Annotated in this window: 17 protein-coding genes and 1 tRNA gene; 5 read left to right on the top strand and 13 right to left on the bottom strand. The window is 41.0% G+C overall.

Annotation, left to right across the window (positions count from 1 at the left end):
• The first annotated feature begins 138 nt into the window (after positions 1–138).
• Positions 139–4635 (top strand): translocation/assembly module TamB domain-containing protein, encoded by a 4497-nt coding sequence (locus JWQ34_RS17610; protein ID WP_299359509.1) that lies wholly within the window; start codon positions 139–141, stop codon positions 4633–4635.
• Here JWQ34_RS17610 and JWQ34_RS17605 read toward each other — a convergent pair.
• From JWQ34_RS17605 to JWQ34_RS17590, 4 genes are all read right to left on the bottom strand, one after another.
• Positions 4632–5834: a bifunctional 3,4-dihydroxy-2-butanone-4-phosphate synthase/GTP cyclohydrolase II gene (locus JWQ34_RS17605; protein WP_299359507.1), complete on the bottom strand. Its 1203-nt coding sequence runs from the start codon at positions 5832–5834 to the stop codon at positions 4632–4634. The genes JWQ34_RS17610 and JWQ34_RS17605 overlap by 4 nt on opposite strands.
• Positions 5835–5945: 111 nt before the next feature.
• Positions 5946–7616 (bottom strand): glycosyltransferase family 39 protein, encoded by a 1671-nt coding sequence (locus tag JWQ34_RS17600; RefSeq protein ID WP_299359504.1) that lies wholly within the window; start codon positions 7614–7616, stop codon positions 5946–5948.
• Between the two features lie 71 nt (positions 7617–7687).
• Positions 7688–9133, bottom strand: coding sequence for an LptF/LptG family permease (locus JWQ34_RS17595; RefSeq protein WP_299359502.1), 1446 nt, complete (start codon positions 9131–9133; stop codon positions 7688–7690).
• 28 nt (positions 9134–9161) lie between these two features.
• Positions 9162–9542, bottom strand: a complete 381-nt coding sequence (locus JWQ34_RS17590; protein WP_299359499.1) for an START-like domain-containing protein — start codon at positions 9540–9542, stop codon at positions 9162–9164.
• A 160-nt stretch (positions 9543–9702) separates the two neighbouring features.
• Between JWQ34_RS17590 and JWQ34_RS17585 the strand changes: the two genes are divergently transcribed.
• Both JWQ34_RS17585 and JWQ34_RS17580 read left to right on the top strand, forming a co-directional pair.
• Positions 9703–9776, top strand: a tRNA-Met gene (locus JWQ34_RS17585).
• A 58-nt stretch (positions 9777–9834) separates the two neighbouring features.
• Positions 9835–10746, top strand: a complete 912-nt coding sequence (locus JWQ34_RS17580) for a substrate-binding domain-containing protein (protein WP_299359497.1) — start codon at positions 9835–9837, stop codon at positions 10744–10746.
• Positions 10747–10764: 18 nt separating this feature from the next.
• Here JWQ34_RS17580 and JWQ34_RS17575 read toward each other — a convergent pair whose 3' ends face one another.
• The 6 genes from JWQ34_RS17575 to JWQ34_RS17550 form a co-directional block, all read right to left on the bottom strand.
• Complete coding sequence (locus JWQ34_RS17575) at positions 10765–11928, bottom strand: glycoside hydrolase family 130 protein (RefSeq protein ID WP_299359494.1); 1164 nt, start codon at positions 11926–11928, stop codon at positions 10765–10767.
• On the bottom strand, positions 11928–13610 hold the full coding sequence (locus JWQ34_RS17570) for a DUF5060 domain-containing protein (protein ID WP_299359491.1): 1683 nt from the start codon (positions 13608–13610) through the stop codon (positions 11928–11930). The genes JWQ34_RS17575 and JWQ34_RS17570 overlap by 1 nt, the downstream gene beginning before the upstream one ends.
• Positions 13611–13635: 25 nt before the next feature.
• Complete coding sequence (locus JWQ34_RS17565; RefSeq protein ID WP_299359488.1) at positions 13636–15192, bottom strand: carboxylesterase family protein; 1557 nt, start codon at positions 15190–15192, stop codon at positions 13636–13638.
• 23 nt (positions 15193–15215) lie between these two features.
• Positions 15216–16268 carry a hypothetical protein gene (locus JWQ34_RS17560; RefSeq protein ID WP_299359485.1) on the bottom strand — a complete coding sequence of 351 codons (1053 nt, stop codon included), beginning with the start codon at positions 16266–16268 and terminating at the stop codon, positions 15216–15218.
• A gap of 37 nt (positions 16269–16305) precedes the next feature.
• Entirely contained in the window at positions 16306–19569 is a 3264-nt protein-coding gene (locus JWQ34_RS17555; protein WP_299359482.1) for a glycosyl hydrolase, read from the bottom strand.
• 293 nt (positions 19570–19862) lie between these two features.
• Positions 19863–20939, bottom strand: a complete 1077-nt coding sequence (locus JWQ34_RS17550; protein ID WP_299359480.1) for a 1,4-beta-xylanase — start codon at positions 20937–20939, stop codon at positions 19863–19865.
• A 199-nt stretch (positions 20940–21138) separates the two neighbouring features.
• Between JWQ34_RS17550 and JWQ34_RS17545 the strand changes: the two genes are divergently transcribed.
• Positions 21139–22830: a hypothetical protein gene (locus tag JWQ34_RS17545; protein WP_299359477.1), complete on the top strand. Its 1692-nt coding sequence runs from the start codon at positions 21139–21141 to the stop codon at positions 22828–22830.
• 40 nt (positions 22831–22870) lie between these two features.
• Here JWQ34_RS17545 and JWQ34_RS17540 read toward each other — a convergent pair whose 3' ends face one another.
• From JWQ34_RS17540 to JWQ34_RS17530, 3 genes are read right to left on the bottom strand one after another with little or no spacing between them, the layout of a single operon-like run.
• Complete coding sequence (locus JWQ34_RS17540) at positions 22871–23674, bottom strand: ABC transporter permease (protein WP_299359475.1); 804 nt, start codon at positions 23672–23674, stop codon at positions 22871–22873.
• Positions 23671–24576 carry an ABC transporter ATP-binding protein gene (locus tag JWQ34_RS17535; protein ID WP_299359473.1) on the bottom strand — a complete coding sequence of 302 codons (906 nt, stop codon included), beginning with the start codon at positions 24574–24576 and terminating at the stop codon, positions 23671–23673. Before JWQ34_RS17535 ends, JWQ34_RS17540 begins: the two co-directional genes overlap by 4 nt.
• Complete coding sequence (locus JWQ34_RS17530; RefSeq protein WP_299359471.1) at positions 24570–24782, bottom strand: hypothetical protein; 213 nt, start codon at positions 24780–24782, stop codon at positions 24570–24572. The genes JWQ34_RS17535 and JWQ34_RS17530 overlap by 7 nt, the downstream gene beginning before the upstream one ends.
• Before the next feature lie 277 nt (positions 24783–25059).
• On the opposite strand from JWQ34_RS17530, the gene JWQ34_RS17525 reads away from it, so the two are divergent.
• Positions 25060–26091, top strand: coding sequence for a sensor histidine kinase (locus JWQ34_RS17525; protein ID WP_299359468.1), 1032 nt, complete (start codon positions 25060–25062; stop codon positions 26089–26091).

Below are 26091 nucleotides of genomic sequence, written 5' to 3'. Positions count from 1 at the left end.
CAATATTGAACTAAATGAGTTATTGATTTACCGGTTATTATGAATACATAAAGCATTCAATAATTCTGTAATTCAATAAATCCATAATTAAAGCACAAAGTTATTAAAAAAGTACTAAAAATAGCCCTAAGTATAGTATTGTTCCTGCTACTGGCAGCGAGCATATTGTTGCTGTTGTTTCAGTACAAGCCGGTACAAACCTGGGCGGCAAAAAAGGTTACGGCTTATCTGTCGAAAAAATTAGGTACAGAGGTTAACGTAAAGAGCTTATATATTAAGCCTTTTACATCAGTTGTATTAGAGGATTTTTATGTGCTGGATAAGCAACGTGATACGTTAGTCCGCGCCCCTAAACTTACTGTTGAACTTAATGGATTCTCACTTTTTAGCAGTATCAGCGATCGCAAGATAGATTTTGCTTTAATTCAATTAGATAATGGTTCTATCTATCTTAAAGATTATGTAAATAGAGTTACTAACCTACAGTTTATATTAGATAGTTTAAAGTCAAAAGATACCACCAAAAAAGTAATACCCGGCAAACCCTGGACCTTAAAGTTTGAGAAATCGGTTATCAATAATTTCCATTTCCGCTTTAAGGATCTAAAAAAACACGACAAGGTTAACGGGATAAACTTTGATGATCTGGATGTACATAATTTTAGTGTAGTAGTTAATAATATGGATCTGTACCATCACCTATTTATGGGCAATGTGCAGCATTTAACCTTAAAAGAAAAAGGTGGGTTTTATTTAAAAGACTACACAGCTGTTACTACTATAGACTCGAACCGAATACTGGCACAGCACTTATTTATTGAAACCCCACGGTCTATCATTAAAAACAGTTTGGACATGAAGTTTAAGGCGTTTAAAGATTTTAGCGACTTTACCAGCAAAATATATATGGATGGCAACTTTAGGTCATCGCATATTTCATCAACAGACATTGCGCTTTTTACCAGCGGACTTGAAAAAATAAATTTTGAGTTAGGTATTGATGGCCGTATACAGGGCGTGGTAAATAACTTAAAGGCCACCAACCTTACCATTACTGCAGGGCAGGCCACCTTTGTTAAAGGCAATTTTAATTTAAAAGGATTGCCACATTGGGATAAAACATTCCTCGATTTGAAATTTGACCAGATAGCCACCAATAAAAAAGACCTTGACTATTTATACAGCCACTTTACCGGCGACCCGAAAGCTGTTGCTCCCGTTATTATTGGCAAGTTTGGCAACGTAAACTTCACCGGGAAGTTCAAGGGCCTGCAAAACGATTTCGCTGCATCGGGCACGTTTAAAACACAGCTGGGCAGGTTTGACCCTGACATTAAACTTAAAACAAACAAAGCAGGTACGCCAAGCTATAGCGGTACGGTTGATGCTTATGATTTTAACCTGGGTAGTTTAATAGGCGATACCACAATAGGCCGCACAACATTTAAAGCCAATATTAAAGGCAGCGGCAACGCGATGAAAAATCTTAATGAAAATGTAAGCGCCAACATTGCCTATTTGAATTTTAAAAATTACGACTATAAAAACATAGCCGTAAATGGTACGTATTCCGGCAAAAAAATAGATGCCAAACTAACCATAAACGATAAAAACATAAAGTTTGACGGAAGAGGTAGCCTTGATCTTAACCCAACCCTGCCGGTATATAATTTTTCGGCTAACGTGCAGGATGCCAACCTGCATACTTTAAAATTAATTAAAGACACTATTGTTATAAGCGCGCAGATAAAAACAAAATTCTCTGGCAATAACCTTAAAAACTTTGAAGGTAATATTCTGCTATCGCCTATACGGATAATTGACCCGCGTAATAATTATTTGCTTGACTCGGTGTATTTATCAGCAACAGGTAAAGGCGATTCAAGATTGATAGCCATACAGTCTGATGCTATTGATGGCAGCATTAAAGGCCGTTATGACCTGGCCACTTTGCCATCCTATTTTAAAACGATTGCTAAAAAATACATACCTTCTTTACAGGCAGATATCACCCCACCAAAACCACAGAACTTCGAGTTAAATCTGAAGATAAAAAATCTCGACCCGCTTACGGCTATTTTCCTGCCTGATCTTAAAATACCTGAGCAGGGCACGTTTATAGGCAAATTTAATTCGGTTGATAAAACGGCGAGTATTAACGGCTATATTAAAACCATCGTCTATAAAAAGATTGTTTTCCATGATTTTATTTTGGATGAAAGCACAAGTGATAATTACCTGGGTATCAACTTATCCTTAAAACAGATCGATCTTAGTAAAAATCTGTTCATTAAAAATATAGACATTACCAATTTCATTAATAAGGACAGCTTAAAATTCAACGTTAAGCTGGCTGATAAAGACGCGGCTAACCAGCTGGATCTTTATGGTTTGGTTAAGTTTGGCAGAGATACTACCGCCAAGCTAATGTTACTGCCATCAGATATTATACTGGAACATCAAAAATGGCGCTTGCAGGAACAAGTGAGGATACGTTTGCTCGATGGAAAAACGCAAGTAGAGGGCTTTGAGCTTTCTAACGGTTTACAACTGGCCAGGATAGATGGCTTTATTTCTGATAATCCTGCTGATAAATTAAAATTATCTTTCAGCAAGTTTAGTATGGGTACGCTTGATGAGCTTACCAAAGCTTCGGATATTAAACTAAGTGGTACTATGAATGGCGATGTGCTGTTTAGCTCGATCCTGAAGTCGCCGGGGATTGACGCGCACCTTAATATTGATTCGTTTAAGATGAATAAAACCATGGTGGGTAATATTAAGGTAGTATCAAATTTAGATAACGAGCGCAGCCGGGCCAATGTAAACATCAATATACTTAACCGCGGGCTTGAAACACTTAATATTCGCGGCGCCTATTATCTGGGTAAAGGCACGGATGACAAGCTTGATTTTGATGTTAAAATGACCCAAACCGAGGCCATCATTTTCGAACCTTTTGTAAAAAGCCTGGTAACTAACTTAACGGGCACCGTATCAACCAACCTTAAATTAACAGGGTCGCTGGCAAAACCAGAGTTAAACGGCGACATTGCATTGGTTAATACGGGCGTTACCATAAATTATTTAAAAACGTCTTATACGGCAAATGATAAGTTAAGTGTAAATAATAGTGTTATCAATATCAATAGTTTGGTATTAAAAGACGCGCATGGCGGGGAGGGAACAGCTACTGGAAAAGTTGACCTGAATAACCTATCAAACCCAACACTTGATGTTGACTTGAAAGCTACTAACCTAATGGCATTAAATACGGCATTCAAGGATAATCACCTGTATTTTGGTACCGCCTATGCCACAGGCGATTTTAAATTTGCCGGCCCTGTTGATAACATGAATATCAATATTAAAGCCACTACACAAGCCGGCACCGTGTTTAATATCCCGCTTAATACTTCAACAACAGTTAGCGATTATGATTTCATAAAATTTGTAAGCCATAAAGATACCACGGGCCTTCATGTAGATAAAATCAAGGCATTTAATGGTGTAACTTTAAATTTAGAATTATCGGTTGATGAGAAATCTATTGTTAAGATCACTACTGATTATGGGGTATTGACCGGCTCTGGCCAGGCAAAGAATCTAAATCTGCGCATAAACAGCCTGGGCGATTTTGATATGTTTGGCGATTTCTTAATCACATCTGGTAAGTTTGAGTTTACCGCTAAAAACTTTATCAGTAAAAACTTTAGTGTAACACAGGGTGGTACCATCCGCTGGACGGGTAACCCCAGCAATGCCGAAATTAACCTGCACGCCATTTACGAGGTACGTGCGACCACTAAACCGCTTTACGCGGCGGCGGGCTTTGCTGATGGCAAAAGTGGTAACGCCGGTAATGTTACGGAGTTAGTGCAAGCCGAGTTGATCATTACCAAATCCCTGATACATCCGGACATCAACTTTAATTTAAACTTCCCTACCAACCCATCCATAAAAGATGATTTGGCAACCTACCTTGCTGATGCCAACAACCGCAACCAGCAGGCATTAAGCGTTATTGTGACCCGTAATTTCGCATCGGGTGGAAATAATAATATAACCAACCAGGTATTGGGCACCGCCAGCAGCGCGGTGAGCGAGTTTGCTTTTAATAAGCTCAATAGCATCATAGCGCAATCAAATATCAGTCACTTTGATTTTAACATACGCTCATTTAACGATGCCAGCGCATCATTAAAATTCTTAAATAACAGGCTGTTAATTAACGGAAGTTTATTTAATAATACCGGTAGCAATACATTATTTAATAACAGCACTACCTTATTAAATTCGAACTTTAATGACCTTACCAAGGATTTTGAAACATCATACCTGATACGGCCTGATGGTACGCTTACAGCGCGTTACTCTTACCGGGTACTAAACACTACCTTAAATGTTATTGACCAGTTAGCACCGCAATATGTAAACGGCCTGGGCCTTGTTTACCAACGCGATTTTGACACTTTTGGCGAGTTTATACGGAACATGTTTATGAGCAGGCGCAAACGTGCCCCGGTTACACCACTGGCAACACCAACAGGCACGCCGTTATCGCCGGGCAATACTACAACTACTACCCCGCTTACACCTACGCAACCGGCTAAAAAGGACGAAGACGATAATTAATGATCGCGCATGATGGTATGGTCCATCTTGTCGCGCTTGGTTTTTAGGTAAGCCTCGTTATGTGGGTTTGAAGCTATTTCTATTGGGATGTTCTCAACCACTTCTAATCCGTAACCTATTAGCCCGGCCCGCTTTTTAGGGTTGTTACTCATTAAACGCATTTTTGATATGCCAAGACTGCGCAGTATTTGCGCGCCAATACCGTAGTCGCGTTCGTCCATACCAAAGCCTAGTTTAATATTGGCTTCAACAGTATCAAAGCCATTATCCTGTAGATTATAGGCTTTTAATTTATTTACAAGGCCAATTCCCCGGCCCTCCTGGTTCATGTAAACTATGGCGCCTTTACCCTCTTTAGCTATCATCTCCATTGATTTATGCAGCTGTGGGCCGCAATCGCAACGGCATGATCCAAATATATCACCAGTAACGCACGAGCTGTGTACGCGCACTAAAATAGGCTCATTGGGCTCCCAGGTGCCTTTCACCAAAGCAATATGGTTTTCGCCGGTGTTGAGTTGTGTATAGGCTATCATTTCAAAGTCGCCCCATTCAGTAGGCAGCCTTACAGAAACCTCTTTCTTGATCATGGTTTCGGCATCCAGCCTATAGGCTATAAGGTCTTTTATTGATACTATTTTAAGGTCATATGTCTTGGCTATTTCTAATAGTTCGGGCATGCGGGCCATATCGCCATTCGCGGTCATAATTTCGCATATAACCCCGGCAGGTTCTAACCCAGCCAATACAGCAAAGTCAATGGTCGCCTCGGTATGGCCTGCCCTGCGTAATACACCACCATTTTTTGCTATCAACGGAAATATATGTCCCGGCCTTCCCAAATCCTCAGGCTTTGTAGCTGGGTCAATTAACGCCATTACAGTTTTTGATCGATCAGTAGCCGAAATACCGGTAGTGCAACCCTCCAGCAGATCAACTGAAACTGTAAAATTGGTTTCGTATGATGTTGTGTTATTGCTCACCATAGGCTCCAATTCAAGCTCGGTAGCGCGTTGTTGCGTAATAGGGGCACAAACTAGTCCACGGCCATGATGTACCATAAAGTTTATAGCTTCTGGCGTAGCATAGCGCGCAGCAGTTAAAAAGTCACCTTCATTCTCTCTATCCTCATCGTCAACAACAATTATAATTTTACCCGCTTTTATAGCTTCTATGGCTTCTGGTATGGTGTTTAGCATTTTATCAAATTTGACAGCTTCATATTTATCAATACGCAGCTTATAACTACAAAGTTAACTGATAATAAAAAATATTCGGGTCTGTGCTTTGTAAATAATAATACCGACTCATTATAGCGCTACCTTGCAATTAGAGATCTTGCTGTTAAAGCCTACATAAATATGGTTAGGTATTACTATAGAGAAAACATACCTATACTCGCCTGCAACAGGCGGCGCCTCGAATGTAAAAATTACCCCATAGGGGTTAGTTATATCTAAATATTTATCGTACCTATAATAAAAAGGGGCCTGGGTTTTATTATTAACGAACGTGAGAATCAAATAGGCTCCTTGCGATTTAAGTAGCTTTTCTTCGGCAAGAGGCAATCTATTAAACATGTTAATCAGGATCTTGCTTTCGGCCGATGCTTTAAAATCGGTCGTGCTTAATACATCTATTTTTATATTGTTAAAAGATGAAAAACCGGGAATGGTAGTAAGGAAATATTTGTTTCCGTGTGGTACGCTAACTTCTTCGCTTGATTTATCAATTGGCCCGTCAGAAACATAGCAAACAGTCTTTCCTTCAAATTTTTCTTCCAGTTGAGGCAGATAATTGTATTGTGTTTTTTTAAACCAGATATCATTTACCGCAAAACATTCATCATGGGTATAAAACCTATAGTATGAAGGCTCATTGTACATGTTGCTAAAAACCAAGGGATAACCTTTTGACTTAGCTTTTAGCATAGTTGCCATTAGCTTTGGATTTTTATCATTAAAATTTGATATCGGACGAAAATCAAAGATCAAATTCAGCCTGAAAAGTATAACCACTATCAGGTTGAAGATCAATGCCCCATAGATAAAATTTTTATTAATCTTAATGTTTTCGATATACAAATATGCCAGGCAAAGCATAGCGGGAAATGCTATGGCAGTCCAATGCACATTTACCATTTCTTTAAATGAGGACAGTAAAAAGAAAAGAAAAACCCCTGTCACATTGTATTTTAGCGCCTTTTGAAACTGATTTTTGGGTTTAGATAAAATACTGAATACAAACAAAATTACCGGCCCGGTAACGGCAGCCTGCTCGCCCAGATAACTTAACACATGTTGTATATCAACCGCGTTGGCCCGCTCAAAAAACTGGAAAATAATAGTGGGATAACCATTTTGCGCCTCCCAATAAACATGGGGTATATACAGTAGTACAGTTATTAGGAAAACGAGATAAAACGACCTTTTAAAAACCAGTTGCCTGTTAGATAATATGGTAAAGCCAACTAATAATATACCGTGATATTTAGAGTATAACAATAACGATGTTACTATAGCTAATATAGCTGCATTTAAAAAGCTATCCGCATTTAAATACCTGCGATAGGTGTAAAGAAACAATACTGCAAAAAACAGCATTGGCGTATCCGGAATAGCCAAAAACGAGTATAGATTTAAAAATATTGACGAAAGTAATAAAAGCGATACCAGCTTAAAGTTAACGGGCTTTTCGGCCTCGCCCTCTATAATTTTATAAATGAGGTAAAAAGTTAAACTACCAATTATTGAGCTTAATAACCTAACACCTATTTCATTATTACATATAGAGCTGCCTATTTTTATTAGAAACGCTATCATAGGCGGATGATCAAAATAACCCCAGCTAGGATATTGAGCATAAAGCCAATAATAAGGCTCGTCATTTAGTAAAGGCGAGAATAGTGATTGCGCAAAATTTACAATTAAAACAAATCCAAAAAGCCACCAAGCCTTATCAGCAAAAAAAGATTTTGTCACTGTATTTGATTGCATTTATTTACCATTAAGGTTTAACTAGTCGACATAATAGAACTATGAAGTTCTATTAACTATTTTTCAACATCGTCTTCCTTTTTATTTGATTTGAAAAGGTTATTGAAAAAACGTTTGTATAATTCCATATCAAATAATGCAGAATCGGTAGCTGCTTTATAGGACAAGAATATACCTATCGGGGTTATAACTATGATAGATATCCATGCTCCAAAGATTCCGGAAACATTGCCTTCGTGAGCCGCTTTTTCTCCAATAGTTTTAATGATATAAAACAGCAAAAAGAAAATCACCGATATAACTACCGGCAAACCCAACCCGCCTTTACGGATAATTGCCCCCATTGGCGCGCCAATTAAAAACAGCGCTATACATGATACCGAAAGCGTAAACTTTACCTGATATTGCGCATAAGCGCTGCGTTGATTTTTAATCAATTCGTCCATACGGTCGGCCTTTACCTTCACCAAGTCCTGGATGGACCTGGCCTCACTTATCGCGTTGGTAATATAGCTTGATTTTGCAGAGTTATCGCCATACTCCATAGCACCGTGTTTATAGGCAACATAGGTTTTTACAGCGTCTGATTTTGCGGGAATAGAAAAGTATTTAATATAAGCCCTTATTAACGGATAATTGGCCCTGCCGCTGCTATCAATAAAATGGCCCATGATGGCCATGGTATCTTTTAATAACCTTCTATCCATCATCTGGAAAGCGCCCCTAAAACCGTTGGGGTCGGTACGTTTAAATGCAAGGCCGGCAAGGTCAAGCTTATTTCGAGCTGATTTAAACCTAAAGCGGGTAAACACTTGCCGCGGGTTAGGGTTAAAATTATTCCCTCCAGGTGTTTCCGCATAACGTATGCCATCTTCAAGCTCTATGATCAGGTAACGGTTATCGTTCGACCGGTACATTCTGCCGGTTTTGGCCTTCATTACATATGCAGGGTCATTATCAACCGTTTTTTTATAGATAGTAAGGCCGTGCAGCGTTTGCCCGTCTTCGTCCTTTTTATCTACACGTATGGTAAAGTTGGGGAAGCTGTTGCTAAACACACCCTCGGGCAAAAAATTGGCCGACTTTTGGTTACGGGCATCATACAGCAACGAATAATATTTAAGATTTGCCTTTGGAAGCATGTAATCAGAAAAGAAAAACGCGCTTATGCTTAACAGAAGCACCACCACAAACATGGGATAGACAGCCCGGTTTAATGATATACCGGCAGATTTAATAGCAACCAACTCATAATTTTCTCCCAAACTACCATAGGTCATGATGGAGGAGAGCAATACAGACAGTGGGAGCGCCATAGCCACATTAGTAGCCGAAGCATACAGCATCAACTCTAAAATAACGTACCACTCAAAACCTTTACCTATAAGGTCGTCAATGTATTTCCATAAAAATAGCATCAACAACACAAACATTACTATCAAAAAGGTCACTAAAAATGGCCTGATGAAAGATTTGAGTAATAAAAGGTGCAGCTTCTTCACGTTACAAATTAACGAAATAATTAAAGCTTTATGCGCCCAGTACGCTAATAAGGTACTGTATCTGGTTATCCCAGATCAGTTTGCGTTCGCCAATAGTTTCTTCGGTGGCAAAATCAGTAACACTCAGGGCCACATCATTGGTAAGTTCGTCCTGTATTATTTCCATTTCGAAATAGCACTGCGGCTCGTCATCATCCCATTTAAATTTTACCAGCTTGTTTTCTTTTATAGCCATTAGTTTGGCCTTTTGCTGTTCACCATCCCAGGTAAAGGTATAAATCTGGTCGCGTACGCTTACATCATCAGCAAACCATTGGGTAAGCCCGTTGGGCTCATTTAGGAAAGTATATAATATTCGTGGTGACGATTTTATTTCATACTCAATATTAAATTTTTTCTTCTCAGACATAAGGGGTCTATAATTCAGGGCTTAAGCCACAATATTAACATTTTTTCTAAAGGAAACGAATTTTCCCTATATTTGCAAACCTTTTTAAGGAGGTAAATATTTAAGGCGAATGTAATCAATAGATTAGCTTTAACTTAAATAATGCTTCCAAGAAATAAACGGCGGGGTAGCTCAGATGGTTAGAGCGTAGGATTCATAACCCTAAGGTCGGCAGTTCGATCCTGCTCCCCGCTACATTGACAGTCAGGCTTTTAAGGGTTACCCTTAAAAGCCTTTTTTCATTAAAACACTTATGAAAAACTCCCTTCGCATAGCATTAATATTAACCGTGTTAACCAGCCTTGTAAAAGCACAGGATCATAGTTTTGACCCACCATGGAACACCCCGCCACCCAGTAAAGTAATGTTTACTATACCTGGCATTGATAACGTACCCGATCTGTTTGGCGATATTAATGACCCGCAATTAGTAATATTTTTTGCCGGCAACCAGTTTATGTGTATTGATGATTTGCTGGCGGCATTTAAAAAAGAACATCCGCAATACCAGCGCATTTTTGCAGAAACATTGCCGCCCGGTATTTTAGCAAAGCAGATCGCCGGGGGGTCTGTCACTATCGGCAATATGCGCATTACTTTAAAACCTGATATTTATACCGCAGGCAAAAGCGCTTTTGACGAAATGCCTCAATACTTCGCCGCTACCGAAACCTATGCTTCTAACAACCTGGCCATTATGGTACAAAAGGGTAATCCAAAAAAGATAAAAGGGTTGAAGGACCTGGCCCGGCCCGATGTACGCGTAAGTATGCCCAACCCCGAGTGGGAAGGTATAGGCAAACAAATAGAAAAAGCCTACGTAATAGCCGGCACCGAAACCTTGCGCAAAACCATAATGGAGGACAAAATAAAAGATAGCACCACTTATTTAACCCAGATCCATCACCGCCAAACACCCATGCGGATAATGTACAATCAATCCGACGCGGCACCGGTATGGTATAGCGAAGCTTATTATCAAATGATGCTTAAACACCCGGTTGATATGGTAGAGATACCCGCAAATGAAAACATTAATGCCGCTTACATAGCCGGATTATTAAAAGACGCGCCACACGCAGAAGCCGCAAAGCTATTTATGGATTTTTTAATAAGCCCTACAGCTAAAGCCATTTACCGTAAATATGGATTTGCAAGTAAATAGGTTATAAACAGCTAATTTTTACTTAACCTCATTTGTAATTGGGTCCGGCGCAGCCGGATGCGTTGGGTCATAAACAGCTACGCCAACCCGTGAGTCGGCACAGCCATAATACAAATACCATTTATGTTTAAACCAGGCCATGCCTTCAATAAACACGGTGCCGTTTACGTATTGTCCGCTTTTTTCAAATGGCTCCATGGGGCGAAGAAAAGGCACATCTAAACGGGCCATCAGTTTAGTTGGATCGGCTTTATCAAACAGCATTTGCCCGGCGCAGTACGAGTTACCGTTAAAGCGCTTATCGCCGCCATTACCGAGATGATTTTTGCCATTGTAGAAAAGGATGATGCCCTTTTTAGTCAGTATGGCGGGCGGACCGCACTCGGTTAGGTCGCTGTCAAAAAAACCTTTGCGTGGCGATGCCAGTATTAACAGATCACCCTTATCATCAACCAATGGCGACCAATCTACCAGATTAGTTGACGTTGCCGCGTAAACATGCTGCTCGCCCCAGTATATAAAATATTTGCCGTTCACTTTGGCAATTACCTGTTTATCTCCTTTTAGTTGTGTTAGAATAGAAGCCGATTTACTGGCGATATTAAAAAATTTGCCATCATAAGCTGTTTTAAATATCGGCCCGTGTTTGTCCCAATGGATCAGGTCCTTTGATGTTGCTACGCCTAAGCGCGGCACTTTGCGGTTCCATTGGGTATAGAGTACTACATAAGTACCGTCTTCTGTTACGGCTACACGCGGATCCTCGCAACCGCCGGGCCATTCGTATTCTTTCTGGCTATCATCTGCCGGGTAAAAAACAGGTTCGGTTTTACGGGTAAAGTGCCGGCCATCGGTACTGCTGGCATAACCTAACCGCGAGGTACGGGTACCAATATTTACCCCGCTTTTATCTTCGGACCGGTAAAGCACAACAATTCGCCCGTTCTTTACCGTTGCCGCTGGATTAAACGTATCGTTAGCTTCCCAATGTATAGTCGACTTGCTCATCGGGTCCAGGAACGTTGCATCAATATCAGGCGAAATGATCGGGTTGATCCCGGCGGGCCGCGTAAAACCACCAAATGCCCAATCAGGCAATATATTTTTATCTTGCGCAGTAGAAATTTGTGCGAAAAATATTAGGAAAAAAAGTGTTATTATTTGGCGCAGTTGTTTATTCATTACTTCTTTATTTCAGTAATCATCAATACGATATCTCCGTTAGCAGGCAATGTTAGGTTGGGTGTAAGTTTACCCAATTTCACTTTCGGCATTACCATTTTTTTAACGTTGCCGGTCTCACAATCAAACAGCTCGGCCTTAACCGGCTTGCCTTTAAAGTTAAAAGCCACGCTAATATTTTTTTCGGCCGATGTTGAATTATAGGCGTAAATAAAGGTAGTGCTTCCACATTTAGCGCCGTAAGTTGTTGTACCTTCTGCGGCTACAGTTACCGGTTCAAACTTACCTTTACCTGCTGCTAACATTTTATCAGAAATTGTACGGATCTTTTTTAGATACTCGTCTGTTTTGCGGTTATCAAAATACTCCCACCACCAGCTCATAGGCAGTATTGGGGTCGATGCAAATAAGCCGTACCATAAGCCGCGTTTATAATCGCTATCCATATCGGGCGCAAAATCATCAAAGTTTTTAGACCAATCCCATTCATAACTATACTCGCCAATTACGTAAGGTTTATTAAAGTTCTTTTCGTATTGATCAATGTTTTGAGGGATAGATGCCGTGTTTTTGTAGATATGTTTCTGGTTAAAATCCAGGTGCGGCAAATCATTCATTCCTTTCAGGTCGCGGTGCGATATGCTTGTTGTTACCAGGTGATTATATGGATCTATAGATTTAAGATAGGTGCTCATTTCGCCATGCCAGTTAACAATAGAATCTGCACTGATAGCTTTGTTTTTATTACCAAACTGTACATTATCTACTTCGTTAAAAAACTCCCACGCTCCCACGCTGGTGCTGTATCCCCATCGGGCCACAAAATAGCGCAGGCGGTTTTTATAGCGCTCCATAGATTTTGGGTTCACAAAAAAATCAGCAGCCGTTGGCGAAAAGCCACCATCGCGTGGACTGTAATTACCCGGACCAAGCGTTAGCATTACACATAAACCCAACGAGTCGCAAAGGTTAAATAGGCGGTCGATCTTTTTAATGGCGCTGGGGTTATAATAAGCGTCCGATGGTTCATAACGGTTACTGTTAAAGTTACGGTGCCAATCCAACGGTAAATTAAAATTGCATACCCAGGTACGGAAAAAGTTACCGCCATGCGCTGCTAACGATGGTAGCATATATTCATAATCATACTTAGGTTTCTGTTGCAGTTCTCTAAAAAATTTAGAGTCGTCACTCTTTCGCGATTCCCAGCCAATGTTCTCACCAATACCACGGAACGGTTTGCCATTATCAAACTGGAACTCCCAATTATTTTGGGGATGCAGGAAACCATTTTTACCCGACGGCGAAGAAATAAACGATTCATCTTTAGAATGCGTAACCACACTACCAGCTTTACTAAACTCAAAAGCATACGTATATTTCCCTTTCTCCTGCGGTGCGAACCGAGCTTTCCACAAGGATGCGGCACCGCTCTCGCCCGACTCATAATAACAAGGCAATACCAATTTTTTACCTGACGGGGTATGCAGCACCATATTTAACGCAACATCTTCCTGCAAATAGGGATTTTGCCAATCGGCAGTTAGTGTGATGTCAAATTCGGTTTTTTCATAAAGCATCGGTTTTAACGTAACCAGTTTTACACTGTTGATGCTTTGTGCAAAAAGTGTAAGCGTCAAAATGCATAGCGACAAAATAGTAAGGTATATTTTCTTAGTCATTTGCTTATCGTAAATGCGGCATCTGTTACTTATTAAAAAAAGTATCTAACAACACATAGCGCTTGGCGTTCTTCTCCGCTTCAGAATGTGCATTTTCATCCAATATCATCACTTTAGGGTTGTTGCTTTGCATACTATACCATTTAGCTAGGCCAGGCCCGTTAGGGTCGCCGGTTTTTATAAAGTTGGCAAAGTAGTTCTCCATAATTTCTGATGTTTTGTAATCTTCTGACGTCCAGGTATAAACTTTATTGTATGGAAGATTACCCAACGCGTATTCAATTTCAGATGCATGGTTTGCGCCATATCTCTTTTCCTTACTTGGCTTGGCACCAATCGCATCGGGGCGCATACGAGTAAACAGGTAACTATATACCGGCTTGCTATGAGTTTTGCTTTGCATATCAATAAACTTCCAGGTAGCAAATGATATAAAACGATCAGATGCCAGGTCGGTAGCTGCCTGCTCTACATCAGCATCCGTAGCTGCCGGGTAGGCATTAAATACTTCATCTGCCTTATCACCATAATTCTTTGTAAGATTTGCTTTATAATTTTCTACCGTAGCGGCATCCCGTCCTAAAAACGAATGGAAATTAACCTCTGCCGAGTTCCATCCTGCCAACAAAGGGATATCCATTTGGCGGCCGCTAGCAAATATGGCCTGCGGCGTTTCAGGTAAAAAGTAACCATCAATAGTAGTTGGGAAACGTGAGTTTTGTGATAATTTCAATAGCGAGTCGGCAGGTATTTTACGCAGATCGGCCAACGATTGCGCATTTACTTTGGCAGCAAATTTAACGCCGCTTTGTTCGGCATCGGCCAGCGATGACGGTGACAGGTTGCCCAAAACCGAACCGCTTTCGCCAATGGCTCCCGCAAATAATCTTTTTGACAACGGCGATGCCATCTGTGCGCAGACCGACATAGAGCCCGCCGATTCACCGCCTATAGTAACTTTATTCGGGTCGCCGCCAAAAGCCGCTATATTTTTCTTCACCCATACCAGTGCAGCATGCTGATCCATAAAACCGTAATTGCCTGATGCGTGATGGGCTGATTCTTTCGTCAGATCGGGATGTGCCATAAAGCCAAACACGCCTAAACGATAGTTTAGTGTAACCGTAACTATCCCCTTGGTTGCCAGGCTTTCGCCATCATACCGGTACTCTGAGCCGTCACCGGCATTAAAGCCGCCTCCGTAAAAATATACCATTACGGGTAATTTGTCAGTCGCGGTTTTTGCTGGAGTCCACACATTTAAGTATAAACAATCTTCCTTTGTTCCCGCGCTGCGGAAAATCATATCAGAGTACATATAACGTTGCATGGCCTGGGGACCAAATTTGTCGGCAGCCCGTACGCCTGCCCAGTTCTTTGGAGCCTGCGGTTCTTTCCAGCGCAGATCACCAATAGGTGGCTGTGCATACGGAATGCCTTTAAATGAGTGCACACCGCTTTTCTCGGTAGCGCCTTGTAATACGCCATTGGCTACTTTAACCTTTGGCATATCGCCTGAAATGGTTTGCGCTTGTACCGATAATACGGCACCACTCAGCAGTAGTAAAAATATTTTTTTCATGTAAACCTAATTGGCTAAGTATATTATAATAAGCGATATTTTATTTGAGCATCCTGCTCCCAAACAAAAAGGTTGTTTTTATCCGTTACTCCGGCTGATTTTATAAAATTGCCTATACCTATCGCCGTAACCTTTTTACCGGGCATAGTAACCAATTTAAGGGTATCGTTATTTTGATAAGCGATAATAGTTTGTTTGGCATTGCCTGATATACTACAGGTCTTTCCTTTACCGATATACACTTCTGGTTCGCCCGGCTTAGCAAAGTAGATCTCTCCCTTACGCTGCCAAACGGTTTCGATGATGTTTGATGAGTTTATCCTGATGCCACCACCATCCATGGGGCAGCCATTTAATTTCCAGGTATCCAGTCCCATTTTTTCGGCAGCAGCAAAAGTTTGCCCGCCATTAATAGACTTCATCACATACAGATCCCTTGAGCCATTTAGCCAGTTCCTGAACATGATAGCAATTGTACTCCCATTTATAGCGATGCTGGGTTTGCAACATTCGCATACATGCAGATCGGGCGATTGATAGGCCAGGTGATTTGTTGACCACTTATTGGATTTGCCTGATAATGACGAAAACCAAATCTGATTTCTTTTCCCCAATCTTATATCTAACCATACGGCATAAAAGTTGTCGTTTTTGTCTGATCCGATTGCCATTAAACCTTCGGGAGCCGAGCCTTTTAAATCGTTAACAACACCCATAGGCACCCAATTGGGACTTTTATGATCTTGTTTAAACCAATGGATATTTCCGGCTTTATCCATGGCGGTAATTACAGAATAATTAGCCGAGCTACTTAACTGCGGTCCACGGCTCATACCCAAATGCATTTCGGGAACATCTGCCACTAAAACCGGTTTTGAAAACGATTGCCCATGATTAACTGATGTCGCGCAAAATATCTTGTCCGCCTGCCCATAAACTACCCTTACCGTTCCGCCGTTGTCAACGCTTACTTGTGGCTGTGTCCCCTCTCCAATGACGCTTGCATCAGAGATTACCGGACGGGTCGATGCTCCGTAGCCGATGGCTATCAGCATTAAACAAAAAATATACTTCATGACTAATTAAGTTTAGTGCTAATTAAAGCATTATCCATCAATATTTTACTACTGAAATACTTACCGGCCCCAACAATCCTGATGATACCACACCTTTACCATAGTTTGGCGCTGTATTTACAACTGCTTGTCGTTGATCGGCGGGTAGTTTGCTGTCACCAATTAAGCGGTTAACCCAGGTATTTACTACTTTAACTTCAATTTTATTTTCGCCGGGTTTCAGGGCTTTGGTGATATCCAATTGGTAAGGTGGGGTCCACGCGCCGCCCACATCAATACCGTTTATCTTCACTTTAGCTATTGCCCTTGCCAAACCCAGGTTAAGGATATAGTTTTTACCCTTTACAACGCTGCCCATATTAAAGGTATTGTTGTAAAATGCGGTACCCGAGTAATATTTTATGCTGTCGTTTGTACTTTTAGACCAATCGGTTAAGGTTTCAAATACAACAGGTTTAGCAGGCCCGCGCATTTTACTGTCGAATTGAACTGTCCACGGTTTATTTATAGCGATAGTTTCGCTGGCCGTTGGATAATTTGACCGGGTAGTATCTTTCTGCACACCGTCTTTTCTAAAAACTATAAAGGCACTTTCATAAGGCACCAGTTTTAAAGGTACTGTAGTTGTACCGCCGCTTTGATAAACCGAGGGCAGGGTGCGAACATCACCCGTAACAGCATCCCATAGTTCGGCCTGTTTGCCGGTTATCCTGAATTTAGGTGATATATTTACCGTTTTAGCTTTTTGATTAGATACAAAATAGATGGAACCGCCATCTAAAGCGCGATGGATAAACAGGATAGAATCACTTTGCGTTACTTTAGCGTCAGGCAAAACTTTAACCAGGTTTAGCGCCTGCTGCATATCCATGCCGGATAGTACCATGCCTTTGCCATAATGGTTTACTTTAACCGTACTACCGTCTATCTTTCCCCAAAGTTCATCAGCAATGCTTTGCACTTGTTTGTCTGCCGTTGGGAAACCTTGTAAGCTAGGCGAGCGGGTAGGTTTTGGACCTAAGATTACGGCGCCTTGGGCTACTAATTCTTTCAGTTTCGCCAGCAGTTCCGGGCGGATGGTTTGCAATTTGGGTAATACCAGTATGCTGTAATTTATTCCGTTTGGTAAAGTTAACTTGCCGTTGTTTACGGTTAAGCGGGTTTTAATTACTTCGCCATTGATGTAGTCAAAAGAATATCCCTGCGGTAATGCCGGGTCAATAACGCCTGTCATTTTTGGCGCGTCCTCGCCAATAAAATAAGCAACATCGGCTACATAACGCCCTTGTTGCAGCATCATATTGCAGCGTTTAGAGTATTTTAAAAATACATCCATATCAAAGAACCAGGTATTTAACCGGTTAAATTCTACACCAAACCAAGTGTTAAAACCCGGCCCTTTATCATTAGCCTGCTGGATGTAAACGTGCAGTAATGTATTGTTAATGCCCTCGGTAAAAAAGCGGTCGCCGCGTTTTTTAAAGTTGGCGGGGTAGCGCGAGAATGCATCCCCGGCGGCGGTAAATGATTCGGCTGATACCTTAGTTTTACCATAAATATGCGCCGATGATGAGGCCGCTTTATTTTCTATATCGCCCAGATCGCCCTCGCTCCAAAACTCGCCACCTATCTCGTCCGATTGACCGCCATATTGCAAAAACTCGCCGGGGTAACCCCAGTGACCATAATTTTCAAGCCAGGTAGTCAGTCCATATTTATGGCTGATCTCGCGCAGGCCGCCCACATATTTATAAGAAACGTCATCGGCAATTAAGCGGCGCAAATCCCATAAAAATCGATCAGATTGGTCGGCACTGCCTACTACCTTGCCTTGCATAACCGGCAGGTAAGGCACCGGATCATATTTATAAGTTGCTTTAAATTCGTTTATCAAATCATCGGTCCAGTTTTGGCCGCCGGTTTCGTAGCTATCCTCAACGGTTACTTTCCAGGTTTTGCGGTCTTCGGCCGGGATGCGTTTCATGATCTGGCCCAGGAAAGCGTTAAAGTGTTCGGCTATGTGGGCTTTGCTCATTTTATCAGCTTCCAACCCGGTTCCTTCGGGTGTAGCGGGTGAGTTTTTGACATTGGTTGGTGTCATGCCCGTACGTTCAATAATCCAGTTGCCGGCAGGTACGGTCCAGTTCAAGGTACCATCAGCGGCCATGAATTTTGAAATATCAATTACTTTCTGCGGATCAATAACATATTTATTATTGTCAATAATCGGTTGCGGCGCCCATTGGTATGCCTCCCAAAATGGATGAGGTGTTGGCCACATTTTGGCCTCGGTTTTTTCTACATAGTTCTCTATAATCGGCGTAGCCGATAACTTTAACTCGGCAATACGACAATTAGCTGATACACGGATAAACACCACCCTAAAATCAGTTGAAGAAGTAGCCGGGATAGCGATAGCAGCCGGAGCGAATGGTAAGAACCCAACATTTAAAGCCGGATTACCTCTATCAACAGAAAAATGTTTGATGCTGGTAAATGTGCCGTTAACCTTAGCCTGTATCTCGCCCTCGAAGGTCATCGCTTCATGGGCTGGGGTAATTAATAAACTACGTGCTATAAAGGTTTGACCAGCATTTATATTTAAAGTAAATGGCTGGCCTCTTGGTATTTTTACATTAGTGGCTTCATCATTATCCATCAAACTATTTAACGACTCGACCTTCGGTGTAGAAGATAGTGTTGGTTTAAAATCACTTATTGCCGCATCAAAATCAGCAGCAACGGGGTAAGCAATAACCTTTACATCCTGGAACTCTTTAATAGGTTGTTCCAGTTTTTGGTTAATGGTCGTTCCTCCCTTCACCCTGATTTGTGATGAAGTTAAATAGCGCATAGCCTGGCTCGGTTTAACCCACGGTCCGCCCGATTGGCTCCAACCGGGGCTGTTAAACAGGCCTATCTCAATATTTAAACGGGTAGCTGTTTTAAGCGCGGTATGCAAAATATCCCACCACTCATCCGAAAAAATCTTAACCTTACCAAAAGGCATATCATCAATACCAATATTGCCTATAAAAGCGCGATTGATGCCAACTTTCTTCATGGCCTCCAGGTCTTTTATAACGCCTTCTTTTGATATGTTATCAGATATCCAATACCAGTAAACACTCGTCTGGATATCATCAGGCACGGTTATAAAACCAGTCTCGACCGATTTAAAATTTGGCATAGCCGCATTAGCGACAGGTTTAACCTGGGCATTACCATCAGCAATAAAAAATCCTGAAAATAACAGACAGACAGCAAAGTACTTCGATATTATGGCCTTGTTTAAGCTCATGAGGTTATCAATTAAATAAGAATTAATTGGTTTATAATTAACTATAATTTTGGTACATTATAGTTTACCAAACATAAGCTTATGCTAACGATTATCCATCCTGTACTGTCCTCCACCTCTAAATGTTAGGCTAAAGCCTTTCCTTATTGTTTGCTATTCCGTTGGCTGAAGCCAACGGCAATGAAATATAACACGATTAATAAATTTATTACCGTCCCTTTTAAGGGATGGATGGATAACAAAGGAATAAAAGGCTTTAGCCAAACTAATAAACACGCTCCGACATCAGATTCTTACCGTTCCGACGTCAACTTCTTGATCAAATCCGTCTCCTCAGCTTTGTAAACCGTTCCATCCTTACGGAAAATATCATGGAACCATAAAGCAGGCTCGGCACCACTTGGGATAGGGGTATCCCACGCGTAAATAGTATTGGTTTTGCCGGATACAAAGCCCCAGTTAATAGCGCCTACGTTTTCGCGTTTTAACATCGGCATAACCGTACCGAAGGTACTTTTACGCGGGCGTGCCATGTACTCGGTACAGATCAACGGTTTGCCATGTGTTTTAAGCAGGCGCACTACATTAAGGTGTGCAGGCTCTTCATCATAATTATGGTAGGTGATAATATCAGAGTTTAACGCTTGGAAAGCGTTTAATTTTTCAAATGTCCAATCCCATAAACCGGCAGATAATGGCTGATCAGGATTTACATCGCGTCCCCAGCTAAATACGCTGGCTAGCAATGGCATTGATGCTTCTTTTTTACCGCTGTTGCCTGGCTCATTAAATAGGTCCCATAATAAAATGCGTTTATCATGCGCGAAAGTGGTCAGCACATCTTTTACATAATGTTGCAGCAGGGCCATTTCTTTTGGATCTTTTAAAGCCGGTACACCAGGGTCCTGCACCCAGCCCGAGTTATGAATACCCGGTTTTGGCTCGGGCTGTATACCGGCTTTTGGCGCGGGGTTCCAGCAATCATCAAAAAACACAAATATGGTTTGGATATGGTGCTTATCAGCAAGGGCTAAATATTGGTTTACGCGCGATTTAAAACCTTTCGGGTCCTCGGTATAAGCAACGCTGTGTAGGAAAACCCGCATGGCGTTAAAGCCAATGCCTTCGGCATAGCCCAGTTCTCTATCAATAGTTTTAGGATCAAAAGTATCGGCCTGCCACATTTCAAGCTGGTTAATGGCGGTGCTTGGGGTGAAATTCGCACCTGCTATCCAAGGGTGTTGTTTTGACCATTGATTAGCTTTTTCTACCGACCATACTTTACCTTTTACGGCTTTAGTTTGTGCGTTTGCTGTACCCATACCCAACATAAGCAGGGTGCCTAATACCAATTGAGTTATATTTTTCATTTAGTTTGTATTGTTATTCGATGGTTTATTTGGTTTGATCGCCGTTAAGGCCAGCGATCTAAAATTTGTTAATATTACGCACTTTTATTCAAAAAACGGATAGTTTTACTATTAAGACAGTACAGGACGGATTATTATGATCCTAACCCTATGTTTGATAAACTATTATAAACAACCGGCAATCCATTGCTATAAATATATGATCTCAAAAAAAATTAACATCAGCCCTAAGCCGATAATGTGTCTTGCAGTCTGCCTGTTTTGCTTGAACACTAAAGCACAAAGCGTTAAAGTTATGCAGTCCGGGCCCAAAATTGTGAACATTGTAAACTTTATACGCCTGCTTGAACCACGCGATGCCAAAATAACCCAGGATGTGCTATATCAAACTGTTGTAAAACAGGTGGAGATCATGAAAAAGTACCACTTGGGCGGCACTTTTTTGTTACAGTATGATGCTTTGATGGATAAACGCTACCAAACCCTATTAGCCGGATTACCCAAAGGAACTATCGAGATAGGTGCCTGGTGGGAAATACCACAACCTTTGGTTGAAAATGCAGGCATGAAATGGCGCGGCCGCTACCCGTGGGATTGGCGCGCAAATATTGGTTTCTCTACCGGCTACACGCCTGTCGAGCGCGAAAAGATAATCGATGTTTACTTTACAGATTTTAAAAAGATATTTGGCTATTACCCTAAAACGGTTGCCTCTTGGTTTATTGATGCCTACAGTTTGAATTACATGTACGAAAAGTATCACATAGTCGCATCGGCTAATTGTAAGGACCAGTACGGTACTGATGGCTATACCCTTTGGGGCGGCTACTGGAACCAGGCTTATTATCCAAGCAAGATCAACTCGTATATGCCAGCGCAGCATGCAGATAAACAAATACCGGTACCTATCTTTAGATTATTGAGCAGTGACCCGGTGCGCCAGTATGATACCGGCTTAGGTTCGACTCGTCAGGGTGTAATTACTTTGGAGCCGGTTTACAAATTTGGCGGCGGCGACTCTACCTGGGTAAACTGGTTCTTTAAATCGTTTACGGATGAGAAGTCATTAGGCTTCAACTACACACAGGCAGGGCAGGAAAATTCCTTTACATGGGATGCCATGAAAAAAGGTTTTGAGCTGCAAATGCCGTTAATTGCCAAGCTGCGCGATGAGCATAAAGTAAGGGTTGAAACCATGGAGCAATCCGGCACCTGGTTTAAAAAGAATTATAAAGTTACCCCAGCTACCTCATTTACCGTTACTAAAGATATTGAAGGGAGCGACTTAAAAACAGCTTGGTTTAACAGCCGTTTCTACCGCATAAATATTTTGTGGGAACACCATACTTTGCGTATACGCGATATCCATTTGTTTGATGAGGCTTTCCCATCCATATATGAAACCCAGGCGGCAACATCAAACGAGTGCATATTTTATACCCTGCCGATTGTTGATGGCTACATCTGGAGCAGGCGCAACCAGATAGCGGGTTTACGTATAAAAGCAATGATTGATGGTAAGGATGTATCGGTAGAGGGCGGCGACCCGAAGTTCACCAATACCACGGCGGGGACCCTGCATGTCTCCTGGCCGTTAACTACCGTTGATGGGTCGTTGGAAATGGAGATGACCGAAGGTAAGCTTAAAATGAATTTATTAAGTAAGGCTAAACTCGACTGGTATTTTGACCTGAATATAGCGACCACCGCTGCGGCCAAACTACCTTTTCAAAACATCAATGCAACCAATGTGGAATGTAAGTTTGAAAACACTAGCTACCAACTGAAAGCTGTTAAAGGTGCGTTCTCGAAACCCGATAACGGCGCGGTATTAAGGTTAAGACCACAGGCCAATAGCATTGTTTTAGACCTGGCAGATGTAGTGAAATAGCGCGCTTATTTTATCATGCATCGCCTTTTTAACTAATCTCTTACTTCACACTCTTTTTCTGTACAATAAAGAATCCTGCTACAAACACTACTGCGAATACTGCAAGGCTTACAAATACATCATGAGTAAAAATATCTATCACAATTTGTGTTGGCGGGGTGCCGCGTTTGTGTACGCCCATCATGCTTTTTAGAGCAAGCATTGGGTGTGCGTAGGGTATAATATAAGCATAGTCCCAATTTACGCCAACGCTTATCACACCTGCTATAAAACATACAAAACCAATACCCATCGGCTTTAAAAAATCGGTCCAAAGCAGGCTTAATAAGAACTGGATGGAAAGTATGCCTAATGCTGACAAGAACAGCTTAAAATAGATCTGTAACAATACCCACTCCGTGTGGTATTCCAAAAATTTCAACCCTGGTTTTAGTAAGCCTAACAGATCGCCAAAGCCTATGGTAAATAGCGCGAATAGTAATAGTGTTAAGAAAACTAATATAACTGCATATAAAAACTTGGCAGAGTAAACTGACCACTTGGCTATAGGCAGGCTAAACAATGTTTTCCAGGTATCAGCCTTATGCTCAATACTGTTTACAGAGTAAGCAATAAATATGGCATACATCGGCAGCAATAAAGCGCCCATTATGTTTAATACCGCGCCCGCAAACTGTAGCCAAAGCAGCATGGCTGGTATATGTGTGAATTTATCGGCATGCGTATAAAATCCTATCGATATCAGTAGTATCAATATAAAAGGTAATAGTATAGATGCCCAAAAACCTAATGTTTTACGGCTCTTATAAAATTCTGAATGGAGCGATAGTAAGAAGCCTTTCATTTTGCCGGTGTTTGGGTAATGTCTAAAAATAATTTTTCAAGGTCCTTCTGTACTTTGTGTATGCTGTAAACCGTGTAACCGTTTTTGTTAAGCAAGGCATTGATTTGCCCGGTTTTTTCTTTTGATTGATAAGTGACAGATAAATAATGGTCGTTAATCTCAATTACGGTATAGCTGTTTTTGGTAAGCAGGTTTGCGGCATCAACGGTATTGGTAGTTTCAATATGTACCAATGGTTGACTTATGGCTTCCAAATCTTTCATTTCGCCTTGGAACAACAACTCGCCATTATTAATAATGCCAACGTGGGTTGCCATGCGTTCAATTTCGCCTAGTAAGTGGCTTGATATAAAAACAGTTTTGTTATGCTCGGATACTAATGTCTTTAACAGTTCACGTATCTCTATAATACCATTGGGGTCAAGGCCGTTAGTCGGCTCGTCCAGTATTAATAGTTTGGGATCAGACAATAGCGCCAGCGCAATACCCAACCGTTGTTTCATACCCAACGAATACTTGCTCGCTTTTTTATCAGCCGCTTGCGATAAACGCACAAGGCTAAGCATTTCGTCAACCCGTTTTTTAGAAGCTTGTAGTAGGATGGCCCGGTTCTGTAAATTTTCGCGGCCGGTAAGATGTCCGTAAATGGCGGGTTGCTCAATGAGTGATCCAACCTGTGATAATATTTCCTGGCGATTTGCGTGGAAATCAAGGTCGAATAACTTGATATTGCCTTCCTGCGATTGCAGCAAGTTAAGCAGTAGTTTTATCGTAGTGGTTTTCCCGGCACCGTTAGGGCCAAGAAAACCATATATACTTCCTTCCGGAACTTGTAGTGATAATGATTTAACAACCGTTTGGCTGCCAAAATTAAAGGTTAACCCTTCGGTTTGTATTACCATACATCTTGCTTGCTTACTGAGCAAACAGCTTTTATAAGGTTAACTCCTTTAAAAAATAAAGAAGTTGCATGTACTGTAGAAGCAGTACTGTTTTCTAAGTTTTGTTTCTTTTGTTCAAACTGATAACTTATGCCCATAATTAATGCAAACATTACCGGAGCAAGTAACAGTATAAATGGATTTGTGTTGGTAAACAGCTTTTTCATTGTGTGTGATTTTGATAGAACAAAGAAATATTAAATTATCGGCCTGCTAAAAACATTTATACCAACTCCCTTAATTTCTATATCAACGCCAGTTTATATTCAACGGCTGGTTTGTCGAACAAAAATGCCCGTTCATCGATGAAATAGATAGCTCTATATAAATAATGTATTGCTGCAGATCAAAACATTAATTTTGATGCGATGAAACCATCATGAGCTCCAAATAAAAAACATAACTCATGATAGCTTCATTGCCTTTAAAAGACAAATAATTTTAATGAAAAAGGGTTGGCAAATTTTCTGGCACATATTTATTTGGATAGGCATTATTGTGTTTTTCCTTTTTATTGTGCACAATAATACCAAAATGACCACCGAGCGTCTGCTGGTTATTTTTGTGCTTTACGGTAGCATTAATATTAGCCTTTTCTACATTAATTATCTGCTCTTTATACCACGTTTTTTAAACCGAAAGCATTACGGCGTATACATAGTAGCCATATTAATAACTATGGTTTTATATGGCGTAGCTAAATATGGTGTAGGGCTTATATTTAGAGAGGATGTGTTAATGCACATGCGGGGGGCGAAAGATCTACGACAAGAAGCCATAGGTTTTTGGTCGTATTTTACAAGTACGCTATTCACCAGTATTATATTTATATGTTTGAGTATTTTATTAAAGTTTAGTGTTGATTGGTTCCTGAATGAACGGATCCAGCGCGACTTGGAAAATCAACGTTTAAGCGCCGAGTTAGCCTTTTTAAAATCGCAGATAAACCCGCACTTTTTATTTAACTCATTAAACAGTATTTATTCGCTGGCTTACCTGCAATCAGAAAATACGCCGGGCGCTATCCTTAAATTATCAGAGATTATGCGCTACATGCTGTATGAGTGTAATGATAATAAGGTTGATCTGTCTAAAGAGTTACAGTACCTGCAAAACTACATCGACCTGCAAAAAATACGTTTTGGCAACAATGCTTATATTGATTTTAAAATAGATGGCCAGGTAACCGATCAGCAAATAGTGCCTCTGCTGTTAATAGCCTTTATTGAAAATGCTTTTAAACACGGCATAGCTAATGATTCGCTTACGCCTATCCGATTGCTAATAAGTGTTGATCAGCAGCATTTACAGTTTTACATACAGAACAAAAAACACACTAATAACCGTGATGCCATGGGCGGTATCGGCTTAAATAATGTTAAACGCAGATTAGATTTATTATACCCCGGCAAATATAATTTAGACATCCGCGATGAAATAGATACCTACACTTGCGAATTATCCTTAGTTTTATAG

It is taken from the genome of Mucilaginibacter sp. (assembly GCF_028288185.1).
GTDB lineage: Bacteria > Bacteroidota > Bacteroidia > Sphingobacteriales > Sphingobacteriaceae > Mucilaginibacter.
This window is presented reverse-complemented; position numbering and strand designations above follow the sequence as displayed.

Bases quoted from the DNA above. Each gene is read 5' to 3' on its own strand.
- JWQ34_RS17605 (WP_299359507.1), bottom strand. From the start codon at position 5,834: ATGCTAAACACCATACCAGAAGCCATAGAAGCTATAAAAGCGGGTAAA.
- JWQ34_RS17590 (WP_299359499.1), bottom strand. From the start codon at position 9,542: ATGTCTGAGAAGAAAAAATTTAATATTGAGTATGAAATAAAATCGTCA.
- JWQ34_RS17580 (WP_299359497.1), top strand. From the start codon at position 9,835: ATGAAAAACTCCCTTCGCATAGCATTAATATTAACCGTGTTAACCAGC.
- JWQ34_RS17575 (WP_299359494.1), bottom strand. From the start codon at position 11,928: ATGAATAAACAACTGCGCCAAATAATAACACTTTTTTTCCTAATATTT.
- JWQ34_RS17570 (WP_299359491.1), bottom strand. From the start codon at position 13,610: ATGACTAAGAAAATATACCTTACTATTTTGTCGCTATGCATTTTGACG.
- JWQ34_RS17565 (WP_299359488.1), bottom strand. From the start codon at position 15,192: ATGAAAAAAATATTTTTACTACTGCTGAGTGGTGCCGTATTATCGGTA.
- JWQ34_RS17560 (WP_299359485.1), bottom strand. From the start codon at position 16,268: ATGAAGTATATTTTTTGTTTAATGCTGATAGCCATCGGCTACGGAGCA.
- JWQ34_RS17555 (WP_299359482.1), bottom strand. From the start codon at position 19,569: ATGAGCTTAAACAAGGCCATAATATCGAAGTACTTTGCTGTCTGTCTG.
- JWQ34_RS17550 (WP_299359480.1), bottom strand. From the start codon at position 20,939: ATGAAAAATATAACTCAATTGGTATTAGGCACCCTGCTTATGTTGGGT.
- JWQ34_RS17545 (WP_299359477.1), top strand. From the start codon at position 21,139: ATGATCTCAAAAAAAATTAACATCAGCCCTAAGCCGATAATGTGTCTT.
- JWQ34_RS17540 (WP_299359475.1), bottom strand. From the start codon at position 23,674: ATGAAAGGCTTCTTACTATCGCTCCATTCAGAATTTTATAAGAGCCGT.
- JWQ34_RS17535 (WP_299359473.1), bottom strand. From the start codon at position 24,576: ATGGTAATACAAACCGAAGGGTTAACCTTTAATTTTGGCAGCCAAACG.
- JWQ34_RS17530 (WP_299359471.1), bottom strand. From the start codon at position 24,782: ATGAAAAAGCTGTTTACCAACACAAATCCATTTATACTGTTACTTGCT.
- JWQ34_RS17525 (WP_299359468.1), top strand. From the start codon at position 25,060: ATGAAAAAGGGTTGGCAAATTTTCTGGCACATATTTATTTGGATAGGC.